Origin of the sequence: Brevundimonas diminuta ATCC 11568 (genome assembly GCF_000204035.1) — a bacterium.
GTDB classification, from domain to species: Bacteria; Pseudomonadota; Alphaproteobacteria; order Caulobacterales; family Caulobacteraceae; genus Brevundimonas; species Brevundimonas diminuta.
The window spans coordinates 706,368-731,663 of the sequence record NZ_GL883086.1 but is presented as its reverse complement, the minus strand read 5'-3'; the positions used below and the strand labels follow the sequence as shown (position 1 = coordinate 731,663).

Genomic DNA, 25,296 nt, shown 5'->3' with positions numbered 1-25,296 from the left:
CCACAACACGGCGGCCGGGGCGAGCAGGCCGATGGCCATGACGGCGCCCGGCGTGGCGTAGCCCAGGCTGGCGATCCGCGCTGTGATCGGCAGGCGGCTGGCGCCCAGCGCCAAAAGTGTGGCCAAGAAGACGGTCGCCAGGGCGCCCAGCCCGCCCATGCCCAGCGTCCGAGCACCCGCCGCCAGCAGCCGCGCCCAGTCCGGGGTGATCTCCAGCGACCGCACCAGCAGGAAGCCGACCGGCAGGATCAGGGCCAGGGTCAGCACGGCCAGGCAGAAGCCCGTGGCCGCGACCGCGCGCCAGCCGGTCAGGGCCTCGGATTGCAACGGGCGATAGCGGGCGTGGCTGCTCTCATAGCCCCGGCCCTGGCGGCCCCACCGCTCCAGCCACAACAGCACCGCCGCTGTCGCCAGCAGGGGCAGGGCGAACCGCGCCGCCGAGGCGGGCGAGCCATAGACCGACCAGGCGCGCACCACGCCGGTGGTCAGGGTCTGGACGCTGAGGAACTGCACCGCGCCATAGTCGGCCAGGGTCTCCATAACGGCCAGGGCCATGCCGGCGGCCAGCGCCGGCCGGGCCAGAGGCAAGGCGATCTGGACGAAGGCCTGCCAGGCCGAACAGCCCAGGGTGCGCGCGGCCTCCAGCGGATGCACCGACTGGTTCAGGAAGGCGGTTCGCATGGCCAGGAAGACATAGGGATAGAAGGCGCAGGTCAGGACGAAGATCGCCCCCGGAACCGACCGCATCTGGATCGGCAGGTCCCAGCCCAGGCTCGGTCGCATCCACATCCGCAACGGCCCCGCCACGTCGAACAACTGGGCATAGGCATAGGCCAGGGCGAAGGCGGGCGCCGCCAGCGGCAGGGCCAGGGCCCAGGCGAAGACGTCCCGTCCCGGAAACCGATGCATGGCCGTCAGCCAGGCGGCCAGAGAGCCGACGACCGCCGTAGTCGCCGCCACGCCTAAAGCCAGAACGCCGGAGGTTGCGGCGTAGCGCGCCACGTCCTTGGCGGCGATGTCGGCCATGCCAGGCTGCATCGCCGCCCAGACCACGCCGGCCAGAGGCGCCAGGGCGACCACCGCCGCGCCGATGGCCATCAGGCGCAACGGCGAAGGCCCGCCGCGACGCGCGCGGCGGGCCTTCCGATCATGGCTGGCTGGGGTCGTGGTTATCGCCAACCCGCCGCGCTGATCATCGATTGGGCCTGGGCCTGATGCACGCCATAGCGGGCGACGGACATCGGGTTGGCCTTAAAGCCGGCGTAGGGCGCGACCGCCTCGGCCGGAGCCGCGTCGGCCACGGCGGGGTATTCATAGTTGGACTGGGTGACGATGGCCTGGGCTTCCGGCGAGGCCAGGAACTCCAGGAACTTCACCGCATTCTCGCGGTTCGGCGCATGGGCCGCGACGCCGCCGCCCGAGATGTTCACGTGCGAGCCCTGGCCGTCCAGCGACGGGAAGCCCAAGGTCAGCTTCTCGGCGATCTGATGGTCGCCGGCGTCGTCGCCGGCCGCCATGCGGATGAAGTAGTAGCTGTTGGTCAGGGCGACTTCGCAGACCCCGGCCGCCACGGCGCGGATCTGGTCGCGGTCGCCGCCTTCGGGCGGGCGGGCCATATTGGCGACGACGCCCTCGACCCACTGCTTGGCGCGCTCAGGCCCCCAGGCCTCGATCAGGGCGCCGACCAGCGACAGGTTGTAGACGTTATCGCCTGAGCGGACGCAGAGCTTGCCCTTGAAACGCGGCCCCGCCAGCTTGGCGTAGTCGTCGATCTCTTCCGGCTTCACCTTGGCGGGGTCATAGGCGACCACGCGGGCGCGGCGCGAGAAGCCGAACCATTGGCCGTCCGGCGCGCGCAGGTTGGCGGGGATGGTCTGATTGAGCGTGCCGGAGTTCGTCGTCTGGAACAGGCCCGCGTCCTGGGCGCGCCACAGGGCGCCCGCGTCGGCAGCGATGAAGATGTCGGCGGGGCTGTTGGCGCCCTCGGCCTTCATGCGGGCGATCAGTTCGTCGGGCTTGCCCTCGATGCGCTTGACCTCGATGCCGGTCTTCTCGGCGAACAGATCATAGAGCTTCTGGTCGGCGTCATAGTGGCGCGCGGTGTAGAGGTTCAGCACCCCGGCCTGGCCGGCCTTGTCGACGGGAGCGTCCTTCTGACCGCAAGCGGTGAGCGCCAGGGCGCCCAGGGCGACGGCGGCGAGTGTGACGATGCGACGGTTCATGGCGCCTCTCCAGCTAAAGACAGATTGGCGGTAGTTGTATTGAGAACGTCTCTCAATAGCTAAGGCGCTAGTCGCGACCTCTGGCCGCAGTCTCCGGCCGCGCTCGGCGAGAAGCGCCTCGACCTGCCCACAAGGTTGGAACAAAATAAGAACATTTAGCTTGAGGCTGGCAGGCATGGCGCCGTAGAGCGGCATCGGGTCGGTTAGCTGGCCTGGAGCTAAACCATGGATACGAACGAAGGTCGGTGCGGACCGATGGCGAGTGAACCGACGAGCGAGGATCTCGCGCTCGGACGGCTGATGGCCTTGTGGCAGCACGGCGAGGCGGCGCGGCACGATCCTGTCTTGCTGAACATGCAGGCGCGCATCGCTGCGGAGTTGCGGCGGGTATCGCCGGGCGCAGCGGAAAAGGGCAGGGCGCTTTTCGAGCGGCTGACCGCTGGAGACCGGGGCGGCGTCGTCGTTCTGCAGTGATCGGCCATGGGCTATAGAAAACCCGAGCGGCGTGGCCTAGCCTATCACCTGGCCACGCCGGCGACGATCAGCGTCATGCTGCGTGACGGCTGGGTGGTGATGGCCAGGTGTCCAGCCTGTCAGCTGGATCTCCGCATCGATCTGGAACTGATGGCGCGCCTGAACGGCGCGGACCTGGTGCTGTTCGGCCGGACCTGCCGCTGTCGGCGGATGGGTTGTTCAGGGCGAATGTTCTTCATGGGGACCCCGCCGGGCGAACAGCATGGGCTGTTTTGGCCGTTGAGGGCGATCGACATCAAGGTGCTGCTTGGCGCGAGCTAGAGCTCACGGGCTCGGCTGCACGACTCCACAAGAGCGCGCACGCATGAGAGGCTGGCTCCATGTGCAACAGCTATCGCCTCCACGTCCCGGTGAACGTGATCGGGGATGTCTTCCGCCAGGCGGACAGGCCGCTGCATTTTCCTGACGGCCAGCCCAACCTGCCCGCGACGGATGATATCCGGATCGGTGATCGCGCGCCGATCATCATGCTCGACGACGACGCGCTTCAGCTGACGATGATGACCTGGTCGTGGAAGGGACCCGGCGGCCGTCCGGTGTTCAATTTCCGGTCGGATGGGCGACGGTTCGACGGTTCGAAGCGGTGCCTGATCCCTGCCGATGGCTTCTATGAGTTCACCGACGCCCCGCCAGGTCAGAAGCGCAAGACCAAGTGGCTGTTCACGATGACGGGGGAGCCCTGGTTCTGGATCGCGGGCGTTGTTCGCGACGGCGCCTTCGCGATGCTGACGACCGAACCGGGCGTGGATGTTGCGCCCTATCATGATCGGCAGGTCGTTGTGCTGGCGCCAGGAGACGGCATCGCGTGGCTAGATATGTCCAAGCCGCAGGGCGAGATGCTGACGGCCACCGCTGCTGAAGGCCTGTCCGTGCTTCAGATATGGCCGTCCCCCGACCTCATGACCCAGTAGCCCCTCGGCGTTCGACTTGCTTCATGACGCCGGACCGGCGACTGTGGTCCGTCCGCTCGGATGGCCGCCGCTATGTCCAGGCGAAAGCTAAAGGCGTCGGCGCGCGAGCTCTCGTGTTCTCAACAGCCCGGCGGACACCCTCCCTCATTGTGGCGCTTCTCAAGGCAGCGATGTAGGCTTTTGCAGAAGTGATTTGGGGCGCGGATGCGAACGAACCTGCCAGGCATGAAGATCGATCCGATGGCGCCACGTTCGCAGGGGTGCTTCCATGCGCGCTGATCTCGACCACCTGCCGGCCAAGCAGCAGCGTGAACTGGAGCGGGTCCGCACGACCCTGCTGACCGAGTTCGACGCGGCGATCCATAGCGGCGGCGGAGGCACCCAGTCCTGGCGGCGCGACGGCCGCGTGCTGAAGATCATCCTGTTCGGATCCTACGCCCGCACCGACTGGGTCGACGAACCCGACAATGGTTATTTGTCGGACTTCGATCTCCTAGTGATCGTCAGCCATGAGAAGCTGACCGACATCGCCGACTATTGGTACGTGGCCGAGGACAAGATCCTGCGCGATCCCGCTGTGGGGCGAACGGTCAACATCATCGTCCACACCATGGCCGAGGTGAATCAGGCCCTGACGCGGGGGGAATATTTCTGGACCGACATCCTGCGCGACGGCGTGGTCCTATATCAGTTGCCGGGGAATGCGTTCGCCCAGCCGCAGCCTATGACGGCGGTCGAGGCTCGTGACGCCGCGCAGCGATACTATGACGCGCGGATCATGGATCTAGACCTCTGGATTGAGGATGCTCGGCGGCATGTGGCCATGAGCGGGGAGGGGCAACATGTCCGCAAACGGGCGGCCTTCTTGCTGCATCAGGCGGCCGAGACGGCCTATGCCTGTTTCCTGCTGACCCACACCTTCTATTTCCCGCGCTCCCACAACATCAAATTCCTCCGCTCCCTGGCTGAGGACACCGACAAGCGCCTCACCGCCGCCTGGCCTCGGGAACAGCGCGCCGACCGCCGCCGCTTTGAACTGTTGAAGCGCGCTTATGTCGAGGCCCGCTATTCCGACCAGTACGACGTCGATGCCGAGGACCTGACGCTCCAACTCGAGTCCGTGGTCGACCTTCGGAACTTGGTCGCCACCGCCAGCGAAGAACGGATCGCCGCGCTAGGCCGGGACGCGGAGGCTGGGGCTAGCGCCCAGTGATCACTGTCGCTCCTCGCTGTGGCAGCCCCTTGCCTTCTGAAAGAAGCGAAATTCGCCCTCGGTCGAGGTCGCTGTTGCACATCGTTCAGCCCCGAGCCGATTGTTAGCGGCCGCCTCCGAGGCCGCCGCCAATTTATCCCCCAATAGCAAGGGTGCGGTGTTGCTGAGTTGACCGTCTTCCCACGGTGTAGGCGGGATCCTCGAGATCGGGCGCGATCATAGATGTCCCAAAGATCACTTGGCATTCGCTTGCAGCCAGCTCCACATTTCGTACGATCAGGCGCTGGAAATTGTGAGCGCGCTCGGGCTCCATGCCTTTGTCCTCGATCGAATCCATCATGAGGAAACGAGGGTGGCGGAAGGAGCGAACGTTCGCAGCTGCAGTCAAAAAACCGACGAAGAAGCTATTTCTGAGCACAACACGGGAACTGGCCGAGAAATAGGTGTGCTGATCTACCGATATGCGGTTCGCCACAAAGTCAAATCGGATCGTTTCCGGATTCTCAAACGAGTCTTGACGTGAGACGTCATCTACGAGGAGTTTCCGCACCTCGTCTGACACTCTCGAGAAGGCATTAGCTAGGCGTTGCTCTTGGTCTCGCTCAAGGGAATCATTCCGTTCCTTCAGTTTGGCGATGCTTGATGCAAGTTCCTGTTTCTTTGTATTAAGTCCTGAAACGATCTCTGCAATCCGTAGCTTCTCCTGTAGATCTTCTATCTGACGATCAATGTATCCTAGTTGTCGTTGAGCGGCATTTACTTGCTGTCGAAGCTCTGAGGATGGCGACTGTTGCGCCTCGGTGAACTGGCGCGAAGCGGCCTGCCATCCTGCTGTGAGATCTTCAATTAGCGCATCGATGCGCACGAGTTCAGACAATCGTGTCTTTTGCAGAAGGCGGGATTGCTTGAGCTGGATCTCAATGTCGCCAATCATTGCCACTACGCGCAGCTTGCCTTTTTCTGCATCAAAGGGCGTTTTGCAGAGGTGGCATGCGTGAGGTCCAACCTCTTCCATGGGAGCGAAGCAGGAGGGGCAGAAGTGGAAGCGAACGTGATCGATTTCGTGCGTTACGGCCTCCGCATCGTCCAACGCCTCACGCTTTCGCTGCAGCTCCGCCATAAAATCTGAGGAGTCCTTGACCTCGAGGCTGAGGGCATCGCGTCGGCTCACTGCATCGGCCAGTCGTCCCTGTAGCTGCTGGAGCGTGTCATAGGCTGTCCTCTGAGCTGCCAGGCTTAGGATTTGTGGTTGAGCCGCAGCCACCATCTCGCCTTCGAGCGTGTGGATTTCCGCAAGTAGCTGAGCGCGATCCCTCAGGAGTTCTGCCTGCTGGGCGCCGAACAATCCTTCCGAAGGGATCTGATCAGCCTTCCCGAGTATGCGGTAAAATGACCTCAGCTCGCCGACGATCTGCTCATATTCCTTGTCGAGCTCTCTAATCCGAAGGCCATTGGTATAAACTTCACTGTCGAACGCGCCGCATAGCATCCGTCCAACGGCGTCGCGGAGAGCCGGTGGGTCGAAGGGTTCGGCCTTGAATATTGTGTCGACGGGGCTGAGCTGGTCCGCATACAGAAGGCGCAGGACCTGGTTCATGGTGATATTGGCGCGCGCTTCCGTAGTGACCTCGGGGAAGCCGAGCAGCCCGAAGAGAATCTCCGAGAAGCTCGCGGTGCTGTCGCTGCGAGCGTAGGGATGTCTCAGCCAAAGATGCGGCTTGGCTTCGAGTGCGTCGTCCATTGAACCCGAGAATATCTGCATGGGACGCGAGCGTCCCTCAGCTATATCCCGTTCTAACGTCACAGTCTTGCCGCTGAGCAGTACCTCGACCAGGACCCGGTCGCAGAGTAATGCCGTCTCGCTCCAGTCACGCAGCTCGCCACCAAGAGCGTAGAATAACAGGTTCAGGACCGTCGATTTGCCCGAGGAGTTTGCCCCTCGAACGATGTTTACACCAAGGTGAAACTGCTCGTCATAGGCTGCGGTGCCTCGTCTCTCTACGCGGAATCGCACGACTCTAAGCGAAGGATCAAATCGCATCATATTTGTGCTCGAGAAGTTCTGATCTTGCCTTGAGCCCCTGTGGCCCTAGTAGCGGATACTCGGAAGCTATCGTGCGGAGCGCCTCGCCTAGTTCCGCCTGCTGCTCCCAACGTGCACCAATACGCGCGGCTAGGTCGGTCGGAGAGGGTTTAACGGTTCGCACAATTCGCCGACGATCGAGCTCGCCGACAACTAGGAAGCCCTTTGCTTCCAGCGTTTCCAAGCAGGCCGCTTGAACGGGTCGCATTCGCCCGAGGATCAACTGGGCAGAAGGCCGTCTTTCATAGCTGCTAGTTTGAGCAAAGCGCTCGCCGAGCTTGCGGAAGCGCGTGTGTTTAGGTGGGAAACGGAAATGTGCCAGTTCGCTGGGGAAGCACAAGTAGTAATCCAGGATGCGGTAGCGATCAGTTTCGACATCCGAAATCTCTAACCCAGCAAGCTGGAAGAAGCGGAAAATCGTGTGGAATGCGTCATAGGCGGGTTGATATGCAATCTGGATCATTTGTGCCACCGCACAAAGCACTGCTCAGCTAGCCAATAAACCATTCCGGCCACAATCGCGTCGTTCACATTGAATGGACCAAATCCGATTTCTTCAACTATAGGCTCAACAATATCGCTTATAACTAATGCATCTATTTCGCTTATGCTTAGCTCGTCTACCCTAGGGAGAACGTATGTTCTGAACCGCGTATCGGCTCTTGCTAACATAAACGCAAATATTTCCTGTGCGGATGCATATAGGCTGTATCGGGTTAAAAGTTTAGCGAATAGTTCTTTCTTCGCAAATGCGTCAAGCTTGCAGTCCGCGCGTCCTGAATGCTCGAGCTTAGCCTCAAGTCCTTCGACGCCATCATGACTCCGTCGCTCAAAGTATAGTTGGAGCGTATCAATCTGTTGGCGCGTTTCTTCATTGGTGGCAATTTCGTGCGCCAACTTCTCCATCAACGCCTCGATCTTTCGAGAGGACGAGTATTGATGAATGTGGTTGGTGATCTTGTCTCGACCGACAGCGTCGCCGCCGGGTCGAGCATTTTTCTGATCGACTGAATACGCCACGCCTAGATGTTCGCCGCGTCTAGTCAGTTTGTCGTCTTATCGCGGCCAACCACATCGCCGCCCGCTCGAGCGCCGCGCTGATTGACGACGCTTTCCGCCACAACGAGCTTCTGCTTCACCATTCTCAGGGTCAGCGCCCAACCAGCGCCGCCTCCGGTGATAACGCCACCTACAAACGCGCCGATCATCGATGCGTGTTCGCTAAGCCAAGCCATTCATTCCCCCTCGCGCGATAACCGTGGTTACGCAAACAAGCTCTGCCGCTCAACATCTGATTGTGCAGGTGAAACCTTCGCATACTGGCAATATGCGGCTTGCCAAGTGAAACAGGGTGAATCAAACTTGGGGTGCGTCTGATTTGACGCCGAGGCGTGAGAACCTCGCTTGAGCAGATCCTGAAAATCCCACTTCCGCAGCAGCGGCGTGGCCAGCGTGTATGTCCAGGCTCCTCGCGGGCTAAAGACGTTGGCGCATGTGTTTGAGCATGTTCTCAACACCCGGTGCTTCGGCCGGGCTCGCCTCTGAACCGGAGGCGAGCCCGTGTCGGATGGATTGGAAAAGCTGTCGCCTGAAGCGCCGATGACGCTGGACGTCCTGCATGGGCGCTATGCGGCATGGTTCCGTGCGCGGCTGGTCCGTCGCTATGGGGCGCAGGACGCCGAGGACATCCTGCAGGAGGCCTGGTTGCGGCTGGCGCCCTATCAGGGCCTGGCGGGCATTCGCCATCCCAAGGCCCTGCTGCTGAAGATCGCCTCGAACTTGGCCGCCGACAAGTTCGGGCGGCGGCGGCGGCGGGACCAGTATGCCGGGGACACGGTCGCCGCGCACGGCTGGAATATAGAACTGCCGTCCCAGACCGACGCGATCTTCGCCAAGCAGGTGGTGATGGGATTGCCACAACCTCTGCGGGACGTTTTTGTGCTATCGAGGATCAAGGGTCTGTCAAACTGGCAGATCGCCGAACAACTCGGGATCAGTTCGAAGACGGTGGAGTGGCGCATGACCAAGGCCTTGGCTCACTGCGCCGCCCAGTTTCGACGCTAGAGATGGTGCGCGCCATGCCCAGCCCGAAGGTGCGGGTTGAACCTGCAGAAACCGAGGCGGCGGCCTGGCACGCTCGTCTGGGCGAACCGCGCGTCAGCGGGGAAACCATCGAGGCCTTCTTCTCCTGGCGGGAGAAGCCTGAGAACGCCGATGCCTATCGCCGCGTAGAGAAGGCCTGGTCGAAAACAGGCGGTCTGGAGAACGACCCCGACATTCTGGGAGCGGTGGAAGCCGCCATGACGCGAAAGGGCGACGGCGGGAAGAAGGAGCGGGATCGGCGGCGGTTGTTCGGCCTGATCGCGGTCTGCGCCTCCGTGGTGCTGGGGGTGACCGCCTGGACCCTCCTGCAGGACCGCAATGTCTATGAGACTTCGGTCGGGGAGACGCGGGTGGTGCAGCTGGCCGACGGGTCGTCGGTGCGCCTGGACACCGCGTCCCGCATGCAGGTGCGCTTTGACGGCGATCGTCGTCTGATCGATCTGGAGCAGGGGCAGGCCCTTTTCACCGTGGCGCATGATGCGAGTCGGCCCTTTGTCGTGGCCGCTGGACATGCCCAGGTGACGGCTGTGGGGACGGTGTTCGATGTGCGGCGTGAGAACGGAGAGGTGAGGGTGACCCTCGTGTCCGGCGCCGTGGACGTCGTGGGCGACAAGCGCGCACCGCAGCGTCTGGTCGCGGGACATCAGGCAAGGGTGACCGCCGACCAGGTCGGCGCCAGGGCTGTTGATGTCGCGGCCGAGACCAGCTGGACCGAGGGACGCATCATGTTCCGGGACGCGCCGCTGAAACAGGCCGTGGCCGAGGTGAACCGCTACCTGACCGACAAGATCGAACTGGATGCGCCGGGCCTGGAGACGGAATCCGTCAGCGGGGTGTTCAGGACCGGTGATCGGGACGCCTTTGTTTCCGCCGCCACGGCCGCCCTGGATCTCAAGGCCTCAGCAGGAAAGGGCGGGGGCGTTCGTCTGACGGCTGAGAAATAAATCGGGGCGGGCTCCGGGGTAGGAGGGGGGCTCAGCAGTCCCTTCCCTGACGCCATCTTGCGTCGAGGGGAGCCTGACTATGAATCGCGTAAGTCTCTTGTCCTGTAGTGCGTTGGTGGCCTGCGTCGCGGCGGCGGGTACGTCCGCCTGCGCCCAGGATATTCGTGAGTATGATGTCCCGGCCGGCGCGCTGGGAGACGCGCTGCAGCAGTATGCGACCCAGTCTGACCAGCAGCTCTTCTATTCCGGCTCCCTGGTCGCGGGCTTGCAGGCGCAGGGACTGCGCGGGCGCTTTTCGTCATCGGATGCGCTGAACCGCCTTCTTTCAGGCACGGATCTGGCCTGGTCTCGCACGGAGGCCGGGGTCATCGTGTTGCGGCGGGAGGGCAGGGCGAAAACCGCCGAGGCTGCGACGGTGGTCGACGACGTCATTGTTACCGGCACTCTGCTGAAGTCCGCCGGGGACCTGGCGTCGCCCGTACTGATCCTTGATCGGGACGCGCTGGACCGCCGAGGATACGGGACGGTGGCCGAAACGCTGACCCAGCTTCCCCAGAATTTCGCCGGTTCCGCGACGCCTGTCGTGCAGGCGGCCAGCGCGGACGTCGGTGCTTCGAACAACGTCTATGCGACCGGCGTCAATCTTCGCGGCCTCGGCCCGGCTTCGACCCTCGTTCTCGTCAATGGAAGACGCCTGGCGGGCACCGGCTCGCGAGCTGAGTTCACGGATATCTCGGCCCTGCCGTCCGGAGCGGTGGAACGCGTGGATGTGCTGCTCGACGGCGCCTCCGCCTTGTACGGCGCCGACGCCATCGCTGGCGTCGTCAACGTCATCATGCGCCGGGAATTCGACGGACAGGAAACGCGCGTGAGGGCCTCGGTCGCTCAAGGCGGGGCCGAGGACGTGATCGTGTCGCATCTGGCCGGGCGGAGCTGGTCGACGGGGGCCGCCTATCTTTCCTATGAGTATCAGAGGACCCATGCCCTCAGCTCCCTCGACAGGCCCTACACCGCAGACGGCGACCTGCGCCGTTTTGGAGGCACGGATCACCGCAGCTTCTACAGCGCGCCGGGCAATATCCTGGCGTTCGACGCCGCTGCCGGCGCCTATGTTTCCCGGTATGCGATCCGGCCCAACGCCAGCGGAACCGCGCAAGGACCCGCAGACTTCGCAGCAGGCGCGACCAATCTGCAGTCGATCGCCCTGGGCGTGGACCTGCTTCCCTCTGTCGAACGGAACAGCGCCTATGGTCAGTTCAGGCAGGCATGGGGGGATCGGTTCGAGCTAACCGGTGACCTGAGGTATAATCGCCGGACCTATGAGATCGCGACCGCCGCCAGCGCAGGCGTTTTCACAGTCTCGCGCGCCAATCCCTGGTTCGTGTCCCCCACAGGAGCGGCGTCCCATACGGTCGCCTATTCCTTCGCAAGAGATTTGGGACCCGTGCGGAGCGAGGGCGCTTCAGAGAGCCTGGGCGGCACCCTGGGCGGGCGCTATGATTTCTCGTCCGGCTGGTCGGCTGAGGCCTATCTCGCGGGCGCCGAGGAACGCGCCGATTTCGGCAACTCGAACCGCATCAACACCCGCTTCCTCGCCGAGGCGCTCGGCAATATCCCTGACGACCCCGCGACGCCCTACCGCGCGTCAGTGAACGGGTATTTCAATCTCTTCGGCGACGGCTCGGCCAATTCGCGCGCTGTCCTCGACTTCATCGGCAGCGGCGGTGGCGAGGTTCACAACCGGAGTCGGGCGACGTCCGCCAACCTGCTGATCCAGGGGGGTCTGGCGCAGTTGCCGGGCGGCGAGCTGTCAGTCGCCCTTGGCGTGCAAGCGAGGAGGGAGAGCTTCGAGACGCGAGGGCGGACCTATGCCTCCGGCGTGTCGCCCATCATCATGTCCACGCCGAAGCGTGAGCGCTCGATCGCTGCGGTGTTCGCCGAGGCGAGAATTCCGTTGGTTGGCCCGCAGAACGCCCGTCGGGGCATCCATAGCCTGGATCTTTCATTGGCCGGCCGCTTCGAAGAATATGACGACTTCGGAACCACCACCAATCCCAAGATCGGGCTGGTGTGGTCGCCTGTGGAGAACTTCGGGTTGCGGGCCTCCTGGGGCACGTCGTTCCGGGCGGGAGCCCTGCCGCAGCTTTTCGATCAGATGGGCGTGTCTTCGACCTTCCTGACCGGAGAGGGCGGGACGAATGTGCTCACACTCGCGTTGAACGGGGGCAACCGGGATCTGAAGCCTGAAACGGCGGAGACCCTCACCCTGGGCCTCGACTATCGGCGAAAGGGGGCGGCGTTCAGCTTCAATTATTTTGACACCCGTTTCGAGGATCGGATCGGGCGGGCCCTGACGGAGAATGCGCAGGCGGCTCTGACCGACCCTGCTGCAAGACCCTTCGTCACCCTCGTCAGCCCGGCCTCCAACCCAGAGGATCTGGCGCTGATTCAGAGTTTTTCGGCGCTCCCAGGGTTTTCGACCCTCTATCCGATGACGGCCTATGGCGCTGTGGTCGATGGGCGGTGGGTCAATACGGGCGCCGTACGGGTCAAAGGATTTGATATCTCGGGCAGGTATTCATGGTCTGTTGGGGCGGGCTCCGTGACGCTCGACACAGCCGCGTCATGGATACTTGATTATGAAACCCGGCCCACGCCCACAGCACAGGTGAGAAAAGTGGCTGGGCTGGTGGGTTATCCGGTCAAACTGCGCGCGCGGACCGGATTGACCTGGACAAGGGGCGATTTCGACGCCGGGTTCTACTGGACCTATGTCGACAACTATGCGGATCGATTGGGGACCTCCATCGAGGGCTGGAATACGCTGGATGCGCAGTTCGGGTGGGACGTAGGGGGCAGGCAAGGGGCCGGGATAAGGATGGTTCTCGGCGTCCTGAACCTCCTGGACGAAGATCCGCCCTTCTACGACGCGCCCAGCGGCTACGGCTTCGATGCAGGCAACGCGAGCCTGCTGGGACGTACGGTTTCCCTGCAACTGATCAAGCGCTGGTGAGGCCGGGTCATGCTGAGTTTTGCATCCCGCTTCGCGGCGGCCTTGGCGGTCGCCTGTCTGTTCGTCGCCCTTCCAGCTCAGGCTGAGCAAGCGTCCCGACCCGTTACAGTTGACGACATTGTCGCTCTGGAAGCCTTCGGCCGTGCGGAAATTTCGCCCGATGGGCGATGGGCTGTCTACGAAAAACGCGGACCCTACAACACCATTCCCCGCTTCGAATTCGCCTGGCGATCAACCTGGACCATCATGGATTTGTGGCTGGTCGATCTTGCCGATCCGACTGCGCCACCTCGTCTCCTTTTGCCCGGAGAAGGGCCTGGTCTGCAGAAGGTTTCCTGGTCGCCCGGCGGCGAACGGCTTCTGATCACCCGGCTGCGCGGGCGTGATTTCGAATATGGCGTGGTTGCGATGGCGGAGCGGACCGTCGTCTGGACTGGCCTCACCCCTGAGGTGCCGACCGTCGGGGCCACGACAGCGTGGATTTCGGACGACGAACTTGTCCTGATGGTCAGGGCGGACGGCAGCCTGCCTGCAACCTTGCGGTATGACGGCGGAGCCCAGCTTCGAACTTCAGCAGCCTGGGAAATGACCGCCCAAGGCGTCGAGCCCTCGCGGACGATTGTTGATGCGAGGAGCGGCGTGGAGGGCTCGGAGCAGCCAAGGCCGTCGCGATCTCTCGTCAGGATGAATCTGAACACGGGAAAACAGGAGGTCCTTGCGGACGGCATGATCACCGACCTCGCCCTATCCCCGGATAGGCGCCGTCTCGCAATCGTCCAAGGCGAAGAAGGGGTTCCCATCTCTCTCGACAAGGTCATTCAGACGGAAAGTCCCTATCGGGAGAGGCTTCGCCTGGTCGATCTCCACCAGGGGAATGTCTCACGGCCGATCGATGAATACGATGTCGCTCCCCACCTGTTGCGCTGGTCGCCGGACTCAGCCGCCGTCCTGGTCTGGGCGCGGCAAGACGGTCTGTCCTGGAGCCAAGGCAAGCTGATCCAGGCTGGATCCGATGGCGTCGTGTTCCCGGATGTTGGCGAACTGACGCCCGGATCCGATGTGGATGTCCAGTGGGGCGTCAGGGCCGATTGGGTCGGGATGTCGCCGGTGATTTTTGCCCGAACCCCGGACGGGCGCATGGATTGGCATCTGCTCTCTCCCGCCCGACCTCCTCAAAGTCTGACTGCCTCCCTAAGCGCCGCGCCTCTGTGCATTTCCAACACCGGCAAAAACGCCCTCTATCTCTTCGCAGACGGCGGGTACTGGTCGATGAGCGGGAAGGGGCTGCGTCGCCTCACACCGCCGGACTTGACCCTCAGCGAAACTGTACCTCGCGATCAGGAGCAGATCAGGCGCCTTGGCTTCAACGAGGCTCCTCGTCGAGATTGGACGCTCGCATCGGGACCGCAAGGAGACAGCTATGTGCTGACAATCGACGGCGAGGCTCGTGCGCTCAACTCCCCCACCGGCGAGAGTATCCGCATCCTGGGGAGTTCCCCCACGGCCGCTCTCTCGGTCGATCGGGTCGGAATGGCTGAGACGCTTCGTCTACGGAGCCCTCGTGCCGCCAATGTCGTGGACGCCGTCAACACGTCGCTTGCGAACGTCGCCCTGACCGAGCCCGTGGCGATTTCGCATCTGGACCTGCATGGGAGACCAACACGGAGCTGGCTCTTCTTGCCCAAGGGGGCGGCAGCAGGCCAAATCCGCGGACTCATCGTCAAGGTCTATCCAGGGAACACGGACAGCCTCGTCTGGGCCGACCCCCTGGTCATGACCTACGGCATCCGGACGCAGGTTCTCGTCGCAGCCGGATTCGCCGTCCTCAGTCCCTCAATCCCGGGCAAGGAACCTGCGGTCGGGCGTGGGGACGTCTATGCGCGTAGCGTCGATATCGCTGTCGATGCCGCCCTGGCCGCCTTCCCTGATCTGCCTGAGGACCGCATGGCGATCTTTGGACACAGCTTCGGGGGCTATGCAGCGCTCGAGATCGCTGCGCGCACGACACGCTACAAGTCCTACATTGCCTCGGCTTCCTTCAGCGACATGTCGGCGATCTGGGGCGAATTCAATCCGGCCAACCGTATTCAACCGGAGGATGGCATGATGACTCGTTCCAACCAGGGGTGGGCGGAGACCGGGCAAGGCGGGCTGGAGGCTCCGCCATGGAAAGCGAGCGAGGCTTACCGGGCGTCGAGCCCCTATCTGATCGCGCACCGGATCAGATCTCCTGTTCTTCTGCTGACAGCCGATCTTGATTTCGTGCCCATGACGCAGGCCGAACGGATATTCAGCGTCCTTCACAGAACCGGGGGTAGGACCCGTCTGATCACCTACTGGGGAGAGAACCATCATCTCTGGAGCCCAGCCAATATCCGGGATCGCTATGAGCAGATATTCAGCTGGCTCGATGCAACCCTCGGTGTGAAGGAGGAGATCAGCGCGTCGGCCCTACCAGCCCCTCCCAGGTCCTGACCCACGCCTCAAACGCGGCGGCCAGAATGATGGTCGAGTATTTGCCGCGCCAAAGCAGGGTTTCCCTGGTGAGCTCGCGGTCTGTTGCGGCGGCGTCGATGACGCCGAGCGCTGCGAGCCGGCCATCGATGAGCCACGGCCGCAGGACATCCAGGCTGTCATGGATCATGCGGCCGTATGTTCGGGTCATGTCTCCCTTTGAGCGACGCTCGATGATCTCGGCGGGAAGCCGGTTACGAAAGGCGTGGCGAGCCAAGCCGCGTTCGCGCCCGCCGGTCGTCAGAAGCGAAGCGGGCAGGGCCAGACAGGCTTCAATCACGGGCTGGGCGCAAAGAGGGTTGCGGACATCCACAGCTCTGGAAAGCGCCGAAGGTTCATGACGTGAGACGCTGTCGGCGAGGCCTGCGATCTGAAACGCCTTGGCAGGTCCAAAATCGTCCCAGTTCCTCAGCCACGGATGCAGGCTGCATGTTTTTGGCAGAGCCGGCAGCATGGGATGAGACCGCTGTGGAATGGTGTGGACTTTGCGGCCGCGACGTCTCGCCTGACCGATCAGCGTCCATATGGATACCTCGTTCGCGGCGGCCAGCTCCCAGACGTCGGGGGACCACAGGCTTCGCCATTTCTCATCGCGCCAGCGGTCGATAAAGGCGTCTGCCGTCGCTCTCTGCAGGAGGATGGTGTCGCCGCCCCTCCCGGTCATCAGGCCAATAGCGCCGGCCGCGGTGAGGCGGCGGGTCCAGTCCAGATCATGGGGGCGATCGAGGGCGTTGAGGCCTGGTCGAAAGTCCTGAGCGATGGCGTTCAGCCATTCAGTGGTTATCGGCGCCGCCGCATGCGGGACACAGGCGGGCTCTACGCCGAGTTTCCGGCCCAAGGCGGCGACATACCGTCTTTCGTCAGACTCCGGCGTCGTGCCGTAGGCGTTGATCCATAGCTTCACCGTGTCCGGATCGCGTCGCGCGATGCTGGAAGCGACGATGCTGGAATCGAGACCGCCCGAGATCTCCGCCGCGATTGGACCGGAAAGGCCGGCCAGACTGGATACGGTGTCGTCAATCACTGCACGGAGATGTCTTGAGGCCTCCTCAGTGGAGGGCCAGGGATCCTGGCTTTGTCTGGCGATGACGGCCGGATTCCAGATTTCGACGGCCGGATGAGACAACGGCAAGGGTTGGATAGTGCCGGGCGTGAGGGCGACGGGCCCGTCAAGGAGGAGGGCGCCCATGCTGGGCAAAGGATCACGAAGGGCTTGGGCGAGACGTCCGACATTGATGCGCCATGCCGGCCGGAGACGCTGGATGAGCCAGTCAAAGGCGACCGAACTGACAATGGTCAGTCCCTCATGGTCCCAGGCCACGCACTCCAGGGCGCCGGACGGGTCCCGAAGAAGCGTGACCGGTTTCTGTCCCCGTCCGAACTGGACGCCAACAAAGCGACCCCATAGGCGAGCCATCATCTTCCGTTCGTAGTCCCAGGGGTCTCCAGGTCGAGTGGCAGGGATTTGCGGCGACCGCCGATCGAATACGTCGCCGATAAGCGTCCAGTTCGACACCTGTAGTGTGTTTGGCGGGTGGGGGCCGCCTACCGCCAACCACGTTGAGGCGTTCAAGTCGGAGACCAGAAGGCCGGCGCGGCGGGCGCCGCCCGCCAGTTCGGACGCCAGGGCCCGGGCGGTGTCGCCATCCTCCGTTCGGCTGACAAGCAGGTAGTCGCCCACGCTCAGGCCTTCATGATCGGGGTAAAGCGGGCGACCCGCTCAAGGCGATCACCCAGAATAAGATCACCGATTTGCAGCCAGCAATGGGCCGTGAAGGGCCATGTACGCACGCCGAACACCCAGTCCGTCGCCACGCCGCGGCTCGAGAGGAAATAGCTGAGTTGGAACGACCTTTGGAGACACTCTCCCTCAAATGGGATCCACGGGCGGGCTCTTCGGGCCGCGCCGACCATTTCGGCCAACCTTAGGTCGTCTATCGGCACAGCCCCGCTTGAAGCTATGCGGACCCGTTGAAAACTAACGAGTTGAGAAAGCGATTTGTGGCGAAAGGCGAGGGATCCGGCGGCCAGAGCGATGGAGGCCCGGATCGTCTCCTTCAGATTTGGCCTACTACAGACGGCTGTCTCGCGAACGGGCGCGACCAAAGGTCCGCGAGCCCGTGGGAGGGGTGTAAGCGCGCCGATCCCGGAATGTATCAGAGCCTCCGCAATGGACGCGTCGGCAGCGCGTATCCGGCCGTCGGTTTCCAGGTGGAGCAGGCGGGCGGCGTCGACGAGGCAGTCATATCGATCAGCGATGAGATCGAGCACGATGACGTCTTCGCCAATGACAGCCAGATGGATATTGGGGGCGGACCACAATTCGGTCGTCATGACGGATGCCTCGTCGCCGAGCCTCGCCGTTAGGTCTGCGGCGGCGCTCAGCCTTGCTGACAGGAGCGGCGACCGGTCCTGTAGGAACCTGGGGACCGCTCAATTTGTGAAGATGGGCGGGCGATCGGCGGGCGGCCGCCGCCCGCCCAGCCTTCAGCCGGCGGGCGGGTAAAGACTGTCGCGAACCAGCCCTTCGATGAATTCCTCACCCATGCCGTCGCGCGTCAGCGCCTTGGCGCTGCCGAAGCTGACGAGGCGGAGTTTGAACGTGTTCATCACTGCTCTCCTTGGTTGATCGCCACGGATGTGGCCAAGGGAGTGAGCGCTCGGGCAGACCGGCAATAAAGCTATATCCGACGTATATTCAGCGTCAGCGGCCGGGCTTGGGGCGCCTGGCGGCCAGTTCGGCACGACCGTCGTCCAGCCATTCCCTGGTGGGATCGCCTGAGACGACCTGGTCGATGAGACCGTCGAACAGGGCGGCGACAGCGCTGACCAGACTACGGGTATCCAGTTCGGCGATGCGGTCGCCGACCGCGCGCTCCAGTTTCTGGACCCCGACGATCACCACGGTCGAGAGCATGTTGTCCGCCGTGTTGAGCGCGTACTGAGGCGTGCCGATCAGGATGGAAAATATGATGGCGTTCGGGTCGCTGGCGGTGGCTTTGGCGAAGCGGTGGATGTGGTCGAGGTTGAGCCGGGTCACGCCCGCCTCGAACCGCTGGTAGGTGCGGATCGACATATGCATCGCGGCCGCGGTCTGCCGAGCGGACATGCCCCGGGCCTTGCGCACCAGCTTGAGCGCTGCGGAGAGCAGTTCGCTGTCACGCATCGGCTCCGACGCAAAGACCACCTTCCACCCCTAGTCCCGATTCCGAACCTGCGGCCGCAGGCGCTACCATTATCTGCTCAACCCAAGGGTGAGCACAGAAATTGCCGTTCTGCGACAAAATGCGGCGCAGAATGACGCGCTTTATGGCGCGTTTCGCGACGTTCTTCGGCCTAGATCCGACTTTTTCGACCCCGGCTATGGCGGCAAGGCGAGGCTTGGCCACTACTTGGGACTGAATGTCGGAGGCGATCATGGCCCGAAGACGCGACCCATTCATGTTGGCTCGGGAGAGCCTGCGGTCACGCGCCGAACAGGGCGTCTATGTCCCTGGAACCCCTGTCGTCATCATGGACGAGGCGCGCAGGCTGAACCTGTCCACTACGCCGGTGCGCGAGGCCCTGGTCTGGCTTTGCGGCTATGGCCTGATCGAGAGATCGCCGACGGGTGGCTTTCTCGCTCCGCGACTGGACCGCGCGATCATCAGGGACAGGTATGCCTTTCGGCTCCAGTGTGTCGTCCAGAGCCTCAGGGGCACGGTCGACGGCGGGAGTTTGGACCAGGAGCTGCGCGGCACAAATGACGCCGGGCCGGACCTTTCGGGGCACATGCTCCGGGCCGTCAAGCGGACGGGGAACGCGGCTCTGGTGGATGCCTACCAGAGGGTGTGCAGCCAGCTCATCCAGTTGCAGGCCGCGGAAGAGCGGCTTTTTGGTGATGTCGTGGACGAGGCAAGCCGTATCGTCTTGCAGTTCGACCAGCCGCGGATCGCCGCTGACGTCAGCCTCGTCGAGGCTTTGGCGACCTACCATCGGCGTAGAATCGAAGCCGCTCCCCTGCTGATGCTCGAGGCCGAAGCCGGGCGGCGGGAGGCTGGCGATGGGGAGTGAACTTCGTCACCGTCTGGCCGGTCTGGCGGTCGGCCTCCTGTTCGGCCTGCAGGCCGCGACCCAGGCCTTCGCCTGGACCTATCGATGGGCTCCTGAGCTGGGGGGCGCGCTGCGTTCGGGGTCCGATTTCGCCCTCTATGCGCCCTGGTCGATCATCCTCTGGCGATACGCCTTCGGTGAGGAGGCCGGCGAGGCCCTGGCGCGCTGTGCACCCCTCATCCTGCTCGGCGGCGCACTTGGGCTAGGGGCTGGCGCGGCGGCGGGCGGGCGCAGCCCTGTGCGCTTGCGAGGATGGGGCGGGCCGCGCGATGCGCGTCGCGCCGGGTTGACGGCCGTCGGGGGCTGTGTGGTGGGCCTGCTTGGCGGCCGGTTGCTCGCCACCACCGACCTGCGTCCCACCCTGGTCACCGGCGGTACGCGGTCCGGCAAGGGCCGGGGCCATGTGATGCCTACCTTGTTGTCCTGGGGATCGAGCGTGCTGGTTCATGATCCCAAGCGCGAGCTCTGGAGGTTAAGTGCTGGATGGCGCTCGCGTTTCAGCCACACCCTCTACTTCGATCCCCGCGATCCGGCTTCGGCCTGCTGGAATCCGCTGGCCGAAATCCAGCCCGGCCCGGGTGAACTGGCCCAGGTGCAGAGGCTGGTGGCCATCCTCGCTGATCCAGGGGGCGGGCGCGAGGACGAGGCCATCTGGGACAAGGCCGCGTCCGAGATCCTCGAGGCCGTGATCCTGCACGTCCTCTATACGGCCGCTGACGGCGACAAGACCCTTCTCACGGTGAGGCGGCTGCTGGCCGACCTCGACGGGACCGCCGAGGTGATGACGCGCGCCCTGCACCGGCCTGGCCCCGACGGCGAAGGCGAGACCCATCCCTTCATCGCCGTCGCCGTTCGGGGCTATGCGGCCATGCATGACCGCTTTCGCACCTCGGTGCAGGGGACGGCGCGGTCCTATCTCAAATGGCTGGCGGGCGAGGATATCGAGCGAATCCTGTCGCGTTCGGACTTTGCGCTGGGAGATCTGGTCTGCGCCGACACGCCTGTTTCGCTCTACGTGCAGGTCGCGCCGGCGGATGCGGCCGCCCTGAGGCCCCTGGTGCGGCTCTTCTTCTATGCAGCCTCCCAGACCCTTACGGTCGACGAGGCGCGCGTGGCGGACGGTCGGGCGAAGCGGCGCAAGCTCCTGATGCTGATGGACGAGTTCCCGCTGCTAGGGCGGATCAGCTTCTTCGAGAAATCCCTGCGCCTGCTGAGCGGCTATGGCGTGAAGGTGATGTTCGTCGCCCAGTCCCTCAACGACATCGTCGAGACCTACGGCCCCAACAACACCATCCTCGACAACTGCGCCGTCTACACCGCCTTCGCCGCCCTTGACCCCCTGACCCAGGACAAGGTGTCGAAAATGACCGGCGTCGTTCTCGAGACCCGGACAGGGCGGAGCGGCCCGGCGGGCTTCGGCGCCGGTCGGAGCTCGGTGTCGCGGTCGCAGACAGAACGACCCCTCCTTGAGCCGGGCGAGGTGCGCGGACTGCCGGACGAGGAGCAGATCGTCTTCGCCGCCGGCGTCCGGCCCCTTCGCGCGCGCAAGCTGCGCTACGACGCGGTGCAGCCCTTTCGCTCGCGGGCGCTGGCTGCGGCGCCGGATCAGGCGGCGCGGCTGGATACGCCCGGGGCGCCTCCGCATCCCTGGTCGGGCCGGCGCGGTTTCGGAGAGGATGCGAGCGCTGTCCTGCCCCTGTTCAAGGAGGCCGCGGCGGCCATGGATGATCGCAAGGCCGCCGCCCAGATGGCCGAGGCCTACAACGAGATGTTCAGAGGGCTCGCGGCCCAGAAGGCGGTGCTCGACCATATGCAGGGAGGGCGGGATGGCTAGGCAGTCCGGAGGAACCTGCCGCGTCCAGGTCTATCTCAGCGACCCCAAGGTGGTGACAGGCCTGAATCGCGAGGCGCGTGCGGGCCGCATGGCGCTGAGCCAGGCGGCCGGTCGCGCGATCGCCCGGGGGCTGCAGACCGCCGCTCGCGGCGACGCGGAGGACCGCCTGGAGGCGCTGGAGCGGGCCTTTCGCGACCATATGCGATCCACCGCCCGCGACATGCAGATCGTGCAGGAGCTCCTGGTCGAGATGGCCCGGGCCTTCTTTCAGCGGCTGCCGGACGCAGAGCCGGATGATGATCCGACTGTCCAGGCCTCGGTCGATCGCCGGGTCGACCGGATGCTGAACGACACGGCCGCTCGCATCGTCGCCGGCCGGATGCGGACCAGGGCGACCGCGGCCATGGGCCGGGGCGTGGACCGTGACGTCTGAGCCGGCGGCGACCGGCGAGCGTCGACTTGAGGCGCTCCGGCATGCGCTCGGCGAACCCATTCTGGCGGCGCTCGCGGATCCCCTTGTGGTCGAGGTGATGGCCAATCCCGACGGGCGTCTGATCCTGGACCGGGCGGGAGAAGGACGCGTCGATACGGGGGTGAGGCTGGCGGCGGAGGACCGCGAGCGCGCCATCCGCCTCGTCGCCGATTTCGGGGGCGAGACGACAGGGCGGGCCCAGCCGAGGCTGTCAGGCGTACTTCCCGGCGGTGGAGAGCGATTCCAGGCCGTCCTGCCGCCGGTGTCGTCCGCGCCCGCCTTCTCGATCCGGAAACGTCCAGCAGTGATCTGGACGCTCGACGACTATGTGCGCGACGGGGTCATGAGCGCCGCCCAGGCGCAGGCGCTCCGCGCCGCCGCGACGGGGCGACAGAACATCCTGATCTCGGGCGGTACCGGGTCCGGCAAGACCACCCTGGCCAACGCCATCCTGGCGGAGCCGGCCTTTGCCGGAGACCGCGTCTTCCTGATCGAGGATACCGCCGAACTGCAGTGCGCCGCCTGGGACCTGGTCGCCGTGCTGACGCGCCGGTCTCCGGCGGCGATCGGCGTGGCGGATCTGGTGAGGGACGCCCTGCGCATGCGACCCGACCGCATCGTCATAGGCGAGATGCGCGACGGGGCGGCCGCGCTGGAAACCCTCAAGAGCTGGAACACCGGCCACCCGGGCGGGCTGTCCACCCTGCACGCCAATTCCGCCGAGGACGTTCTGCGCCGGCTTGAGGACCTGATCGGCGAGGTGGCTGTGCGCATGCCCCGGCGCCTCATCGGCCAGTCTGTCGATCGCATCGTCCATATCAGCCGGACGAAGACGGGGCGGCGGGTGACCGGCGTGCTCGGGGTCCATGGCGAGGACGACGGCGCCTATTGCATCGACCGTCTGGCCTGAGCCCCGTTTCGTCACACGCAAGCCTCTGGCTCCTGGCGCCCATGCGCGGCGTGCCGCCGGGCCTCGGACACGCGGACGAAGGCATGCCGCATCGATCAAATGGGCTCTGATTTCTCGGGACGAGGTTCGTCGACGCCTGTCTCCTGTGTGGTCGTCGGGCGTCCTGCCGGCGGGATCAGGCAGGGGCGTCGCAAGTCGTGGCAAGTCCTGGCGGCCCTAACCCTCATGAATGGTCTCGGCTTTTTCCGGCATGAGCGGCGGTGTCGTGCGACTTGTGGATGACTTGCTCAGGACTTGCTTGCAAGTTGTGGAAAACATTGAATAAATATTGTTGACAGGGTGTGGATAAGTTTGCTTGCAATGAGTCGGGACGCGCTGAAACGTCCTGAACCAGGAAGCAAAACCATGAGCGGACTTCTTTCACGTCGCCTCGGCGGCGCTGCGATGACCTGCGCCCTGATGGCGGCCGGACCGGCCCTCGCGGGTGGATCGGGCATGCCCTGGGAGGGGCCGCTGCAGCAGGTGGTGCAGTCCATCACCGGGCCCGTCGTCCAGGCGGTCGCCGTGGTGGCGGTGGTGATCTTCGGCGTCGCCGTGGCCATGAGCGAAAGCGGGTCGAACCTGAGGCGCGGCCTGGGCATCATGTTCGGCCTCTGCATCGCCTTCGCCGCCTCGACCTTCTTCCTCGACTTCTTCGGCTTCGCCGGCGGCGTGGAGGTCGCGTGATGGCGGGTGCAAGCGATCATCCCGAGGGCTGGACCCTGCCGGTGGCCCAGGCCCTGGCCACGCCGGTGCTGATGGCCGGCATGCCGCGGGAATACGCCATCGCCATGGGCACCATCGCCCTCGTCTTGGGCCTGGCGCTTCGCATCTGGTGGCTGGGTCTGCTGTGGTGGGCCTGCGCCCATGCGGTCGGCCTCTGGGCCGCGCGGTCGGACGCCCGCTTCTTCGATGTCCTGCGGCGGCATCTGGCGCTGCCCGGCCACCTGGACGCCTGAGATGCGCTTCCTCGACGAACATCGCCGGCGTCCGGCCAGTCTGGCCGATCACCTGCCCTGGGCCGCCCTGGTCGCGCCCGGCGTGGCGCTGAACAAGGACGGCTCCTTCATGACGGCCTTCCGCTTTCGCGGTCCGGACCTGGAGTCCTCGACCGAGGAGGAGTTGATGGCGGTGCGCGCCCGGCTCAACAACGCCCTGCGCCGACTGGGCACAGGCTGGTGCCTGCATGTCGAGGCGCGCCGACGACCGGCGGCGCCCTATCCGGAGAGCGATTTCGACATCGACGCGGCCTGGCTGGTCGACGCCGAACGCCGCCGGCGGTTCGAGGAGGCCGATCCGGCCTTCGAGACCGACTATCGTCTGGCCCTGACCTGGCTGCCCCCGGCCGACGACAGCCGCCGCATGGAGCGCTGGATGTTCGACGGACTCTCAGCCGGAGCGACCGACTGGCGCCAGGCCCTCGAGCGATTCCGGCGCGAGGCGGGGGCGACCTTCGACCTCCTGTCCGACGCCCTGCCTGAAATCTTCTGGCTCGATGACGCAGAGCTGCTGACCTGGCTCCATGACACGGTTTCAACCCGGTCGATGACGGTCGAGCCGCCCAATCCGCCCATGTTCCTCGACGCCTGGCTGGCCGACACGGCGATGACGGGCGGCGCGACGCCCCGCCTGGGGGACCACTGGCTCAAGGTGGTGTCCGTGCGCGGCCTGCCCGCCGCCACCCGGCCCGGCTTGCTGGACGCGCTGGGCGCCCTGCCGTTCGCCTATCGCTGGACGGCGCGCTGGATCGCCCTCGACAAGGCCGCGGCCGAGCTCGAGATCGTCAAGCTGCGCAAGCGATGGTTCGCCAAACGCAAGGGCGTCGGCGTCCTGCTCCGCGAGGCGGTCACCAAGGAGGAGACGCCGCTTCTCGATACGGACTCCGTGTCCAAGACGGAGGAGTGCGACGGCGCCCTGGCGGCGCTCGGCGCGGACGCCTGCGCCTTCGGCTACCTGACCCTGACCGTGACCGTGCTCGACGCCAGCCCGTCCGGAGCGGCGGCCAAGGCGCGGGCGATCGAGGGCGTGCTCAACGCCCAGGGGCTCATCGCCCGGGTCGAGGACCTGAACGCCGTGGAGGCCTGGCTTGGATCCCTGCCGGGCGAGCCCTACGCCGACGTGCGGCGGCCCCTGGTCTCTACGCTCAACCTCGCCGACCTCCTGCCGGTCTCGGCCGTCTGGGCCGGGCCGGCTGGCGACGGCGCCCTGGACGGCCCGCCTCTGGCCACGGCGCGCACGACCGGCTCCACGCCGTTCCGGCTGGTCCTTCATGTCGGCGACGTCGGTCACGCCATGGTCGTAGGGCCGACGGGCGCGGGCAAGAGCGCCCTCCTGTCCTTCCTGGCCCTGCAGTGGTTCCGCTATCCGGACGCCCGGGTGGTCTTCTTCGACAAGGGGCGGTCTGCGCGGGCG

25 protein-coding genes are annotated in these 25,296 nt (G+C 64.8%); 15 read left to right on the top strand and 10 right to left on the bottom strand.

Features of this window, described 5'->3' with window-relative positions; genetic code table 11:
* Both BDIM_RS17890 and BDIM_RS07310 read right to left on the bottom strand, forming a co-directional pair.
* The coding region (locus tag BDIM_RS17890; RefSeq protein WP_081461858.1) for an ABC transporter permease at positions 1–1,098 on the bottom strand (1,098 nt) is incomplete at its 3' end.
* Between the two features lie 71 nt (positions 1,099–1,169).
* A complete protein-coding gene (locus tag BDIM_RS07310; protein WP_040345383.1) occupies positions 1,170–2,222 on the bottom strand; it encodes a Fe(3+) ABC transporter substrate-binding protein in 1,053 nt (350 codons plus the stop codon).
* A gap of 225 nt (positions 2,223–2,447) precedes the next feature.
* Between BDIM_RS07310 and BDIM_RS07305 the strand changes: the two genes are divergently transcribed.
* The 4 genes from BDIM_RS07305 to BDIM_RS07290 all read left to right on the top strand — a co-directional run bounded on the left by BDIM_RS07305 (position 2,448) and on the right by BDIM_RS07290 (position 4,880).
* Positions 2,448–2,696, top strand: coding sequence for a hypothetical protein (locus BDIM_RS07305; RefSeq protein ID WP_128116097.1), 249 nt, complete (start codon positions 2,448–2,450; stop codon positions 2,694–2,696).
* Between the two features lie 75 nt (positions 2,697–2,771).
* Positions 2,772–3,017, top strand: a complete 246-nt coding sequence (locus tag BDIM_RS07300) for a hypothetical protein (RefSeq protein WP_155818614.1) — start codon at positions 2,772–2,774, stop codon at positions 3,015–3,017.
* Between the two features lie 59 nt (positions 3,018–3,076).
* The gene (locus tag BDIM_RS07295) at positions 3,077–3,667 is read left to right on the top strand and encodes an SOS response-associated peptidase family protein (protein ID WP_003164927.1); all 591 of its coding nucleotides are present in this window, start codon (positions 3,077–3,079) and stop codon (positions 3,665–3,667) included.
* 268 nt (positions 3,668–3,935) lie between these two features.
* Positions 3,936–4,880 (top strand): nucleotidyltransferase and HEPN domain-containing protein, encoded by a 945-nt coding sequence (locus BDIM_RS07290; protein ID WP_003164926.1) that lies wholly within the window; start codon positions 3,936–3,938, stop codon positions 4,878–4,880.
* Between the two features lie 133 nt (positions 4,881–5,013).
* Here BDIM_RS07290 and BDIM_RS07285 read toward each other — a convergent pair whose 3' ends face one another.
* From BDIM_RS07285 to BDIM_RS17480, 4 genes are read right to left on the bottom strand one after another with little or no spacing between them, the layout of a single operon-like run.
* Positions 5,014–6,924: an ATP-binding protein gene (locus tag BDIM_RS07285; protein ID WP_003164925.1), complete on the bottom strand. Its 1,911-nt coding sequence runs from the start codon at positions 6,922–6,924 to the stop codon at positions 5,014–5,016.
* Positions 6,911–7,426, bottom strand: coding sequence for an ABC-three component system middle component 5 (locus BDIM_RS16850; protein WP_050796660.1), 516 nt, complete (start codon positions 7,424–7,426; stop codon positions 6,911–6,913). The genes BDIM_RS07285 and BDIM_RS16850 overlap by 14 nt, the downstream gene beginning before the upstream one ends.
* A complete protein-coding gene (locus tag BDIM_RS17140; RefSeq protein WP_081461857.1) occupies positions 7,423–7,983 on the bottom strand; it encodes an ABC-three component system protein in 561 nt (186 codons plus the stop codon). The genes BDIM_RS16850 and BDIM_RS17140 overlap by 4 nt, the downstream gene beginning before the upstream one ends.
* Before the next feature lie 23 nt (positions 7,984–8,006).
* Complete coding sequence (locus BDIM_RS17480; protein WP_128720075.1) at positions 8,007–8,198, bottom strand: hypothetical protein; 192 nt, start codon at positions 8,196–8,198, stop codon at positions 8,007–8,009.
* Positions 8,199–8,523: 325 nt separating this feature from the next.
* On the opposite strand from BDIM_RS17480, the gene BDIM_RS07280 reads away from it, so the two are divergent.
* From BDIM_RS07280 to BDIM_RS07265, 4 genes are all read left to right on the top strand, one after another.
* Complete coding sequence (locus tag BDIM_RS07280; RefSeq protein ID WP_003164922.1) at positions 8,524–9,027, top strand: RNA polymerase sigma factor; 504 nt, start codon at positions 8,524–8,526, stop codon at positions 9,025–9,027.
* A 14-nt stretch (positions 9,028–9,041) separates the two neighbouring features.
* Positions 9,042–10,010, top strand: a complete 969-nt coding sequence (locus BDIM_RS07275) for a FecR family protein (protein ID WP_040346676.1) — start codon at positions 9,042–9,044, stop codon at positions 10,008–10,010.
* Positions 10,011–10,089: 79 nt separating this feature from the next.
* A complete protein-coding gene (locus BDIM_RS07270) occupies positions 10,090–13,023 on the top strand; it encodes a TonB-dependent receptor (RefSeq protein ID WP_040345380.1) in 2,934 nt (977 codons plus the stop codon).
* 9 nt (positions 13,024–13,032) lie between these two features.
* A complete protein-coding gene (locus BDIM_RS07265) occupies positions 13,033–15,498 on the top strand; it encodes an alpha/beta hydrolase family protein (protein WP_003164919.1) in 2,466 nt (821 codons plus the stop codon).
* Here BDIM_RS07265 and BDIM_RS07260 read toward each other — a convergent pair.
* The 4 genes from BDIM_RS07260 to BDIM_RS07250 all read right to left on the bottom strand — a co-directional run bounded on the left by BDIM_RS07260 (position 15,461) and on the right by BDIM_RS07250 (position 18,703).
* Positions 15,461–17,218 (bottom strand): asparagine synthase-related protein, encoded by a 1,758-nt coding sequence (locus tag BDIM_RS07260; protein WP_003164918.1) that lies wholly within the window; start codon positions 17,216–17,218, stop codon positions 15,461–15,463. The two genes, BDIM_RS07265 and BDIM_RS07260, sit on opposite strands and share 38 nt — an antisense overlap.
* A 2-nt stretch (positions 17,219–17,220) precedes the next feature.
* Positions 17,221–17,871 (bottom strand): lasso peptide biosynthesis B2 protein, encoded by a 651-nt coding sequence (locus BDIM_RS07255; RefSeq protein WP_003164917.1) that lies wholly within the window; start codon positions 17,869–17,871, stop codon positions 17,221–17,223.
* A gap of 153 nt (positions 17,872–18,024) precedes the next feature.
* Positions 18,025–18,147: a hypothetical protein gene (locus tag BDIM_RS18575; RefSeq protein WP_256974118.1), complete on the bottom strand. Its 123-nt coding sequence runs from the start codon at positions 18,145–18,147 to the stop codon at positions 18,025–18,027.
* Positions 18,148–18,241: 94 nt separating this feature from the next.
* Entirely contained in the window at positions 18,242–18,703 is a 462-nt protein-coding gene (locus BDIM_RS07250) for a helix-turn-helix domain-containing protein (RefSeq protein WP_050796655.1), read from the bottom strand.
* Between the two features lie 236 nt (positions 18,704–18,939).
* On the opposite strand from BDIM_RS07250, the gene BDIM_RS16845 reads away from it, so the two are divergent.
* From BDIM_RS16845 to BDIM_RS07215, 7 genes are all read left to right on the top strand, one after another.
* Positions 18,940–19,590 (top strand): GntR family transcriptional regulator, encoded by a 651-nt coding sequence (locus tag BDIM_RS16845; protein WP_003164914.1) that lies wholly within the window; start codon positions 18,940–18,942, stop codon positions 19,588–19,590.
* Positions 19,580–21,463: a type IV secretory system conjugative DNA transfer family protein gene (locus tag BDIM_RS07240; RefSeq protein ID WP_003164913.1), complete on the top strand. Its 1,884-nt coding sequence runs from the start codon at positions 19,580–19,582 to the stop codon at positions 21,461–21,463. Before BDIM_RS16845 ends, BDIM_RS07240 begins: the two co-directional genes overlap by 11 nt.
* Complete coding sequence (locus BDIM_RS07235) at positions 21,456–21,896, top strand: hypothetical protein (RefSeq protein ID WP_115616101.1); 441 nt, start codon at positions 21,456–21,458, stop codon at positions 21,894–21,896. The genes BDIM_RS07240 and BDIM_RS07235 overlap by 8 nt, the downstream gene beginning before the upstream one ends.
* The gene (gene trbB / locus BDIM_RS07230) at positions 21,886–22,845 is read left to right on the top strand and encodes a P-type conjugative transfer ATPase TrbB (protein ID WP_050796653.1); all 960 of its coding nucleotides are present in this window, start codon (positions 21,886–21,888) and stop codon (positions 22,843–22,845) included. Before BDIM_RS07235 ends, trbB begins: the two co-directional genes overlap by 11 nt.
* A gap of 405 nt (positions 22,846–23,250) precedes the next feature.
* Positions 23,251–23,571, top strand: coding sequence for a TrbC/VirB2 family type IV secretion system protein (locus BDIM_RS07225; RefSeq protein WP_040345376.1), 321 nt, complete (start codon positions 23,251–23,253; stop codon positions 23,569–23,571).
* The gene (locus BDIM_RS07220) at positions 23,571–23,843 is read left to right on the top strand and encodes a VirB3 family type IV secretion system protein (RefSeq protein WP_003164909.1); all 273 of its coding nucleotides are present in this window, start codon (positions 23,571–23,573) and stop codon (positions 23,841–23,843) included. The genes BDIM_RS07225 and BDIM_RS07220 overlap by 1 nt, the downstream gene beginning before the upstream one ends.
* Before the next feature lies 1 nt (position 23,844).
* On the top strand, positions 23,845–25,296 hold a 1,452-nt coding region (locus BDIM_RS07215; protein ID WP_040346670.1), incomplete at its 3' end, for a VirB4 family type IV secretion/conjugal transfer ATPase.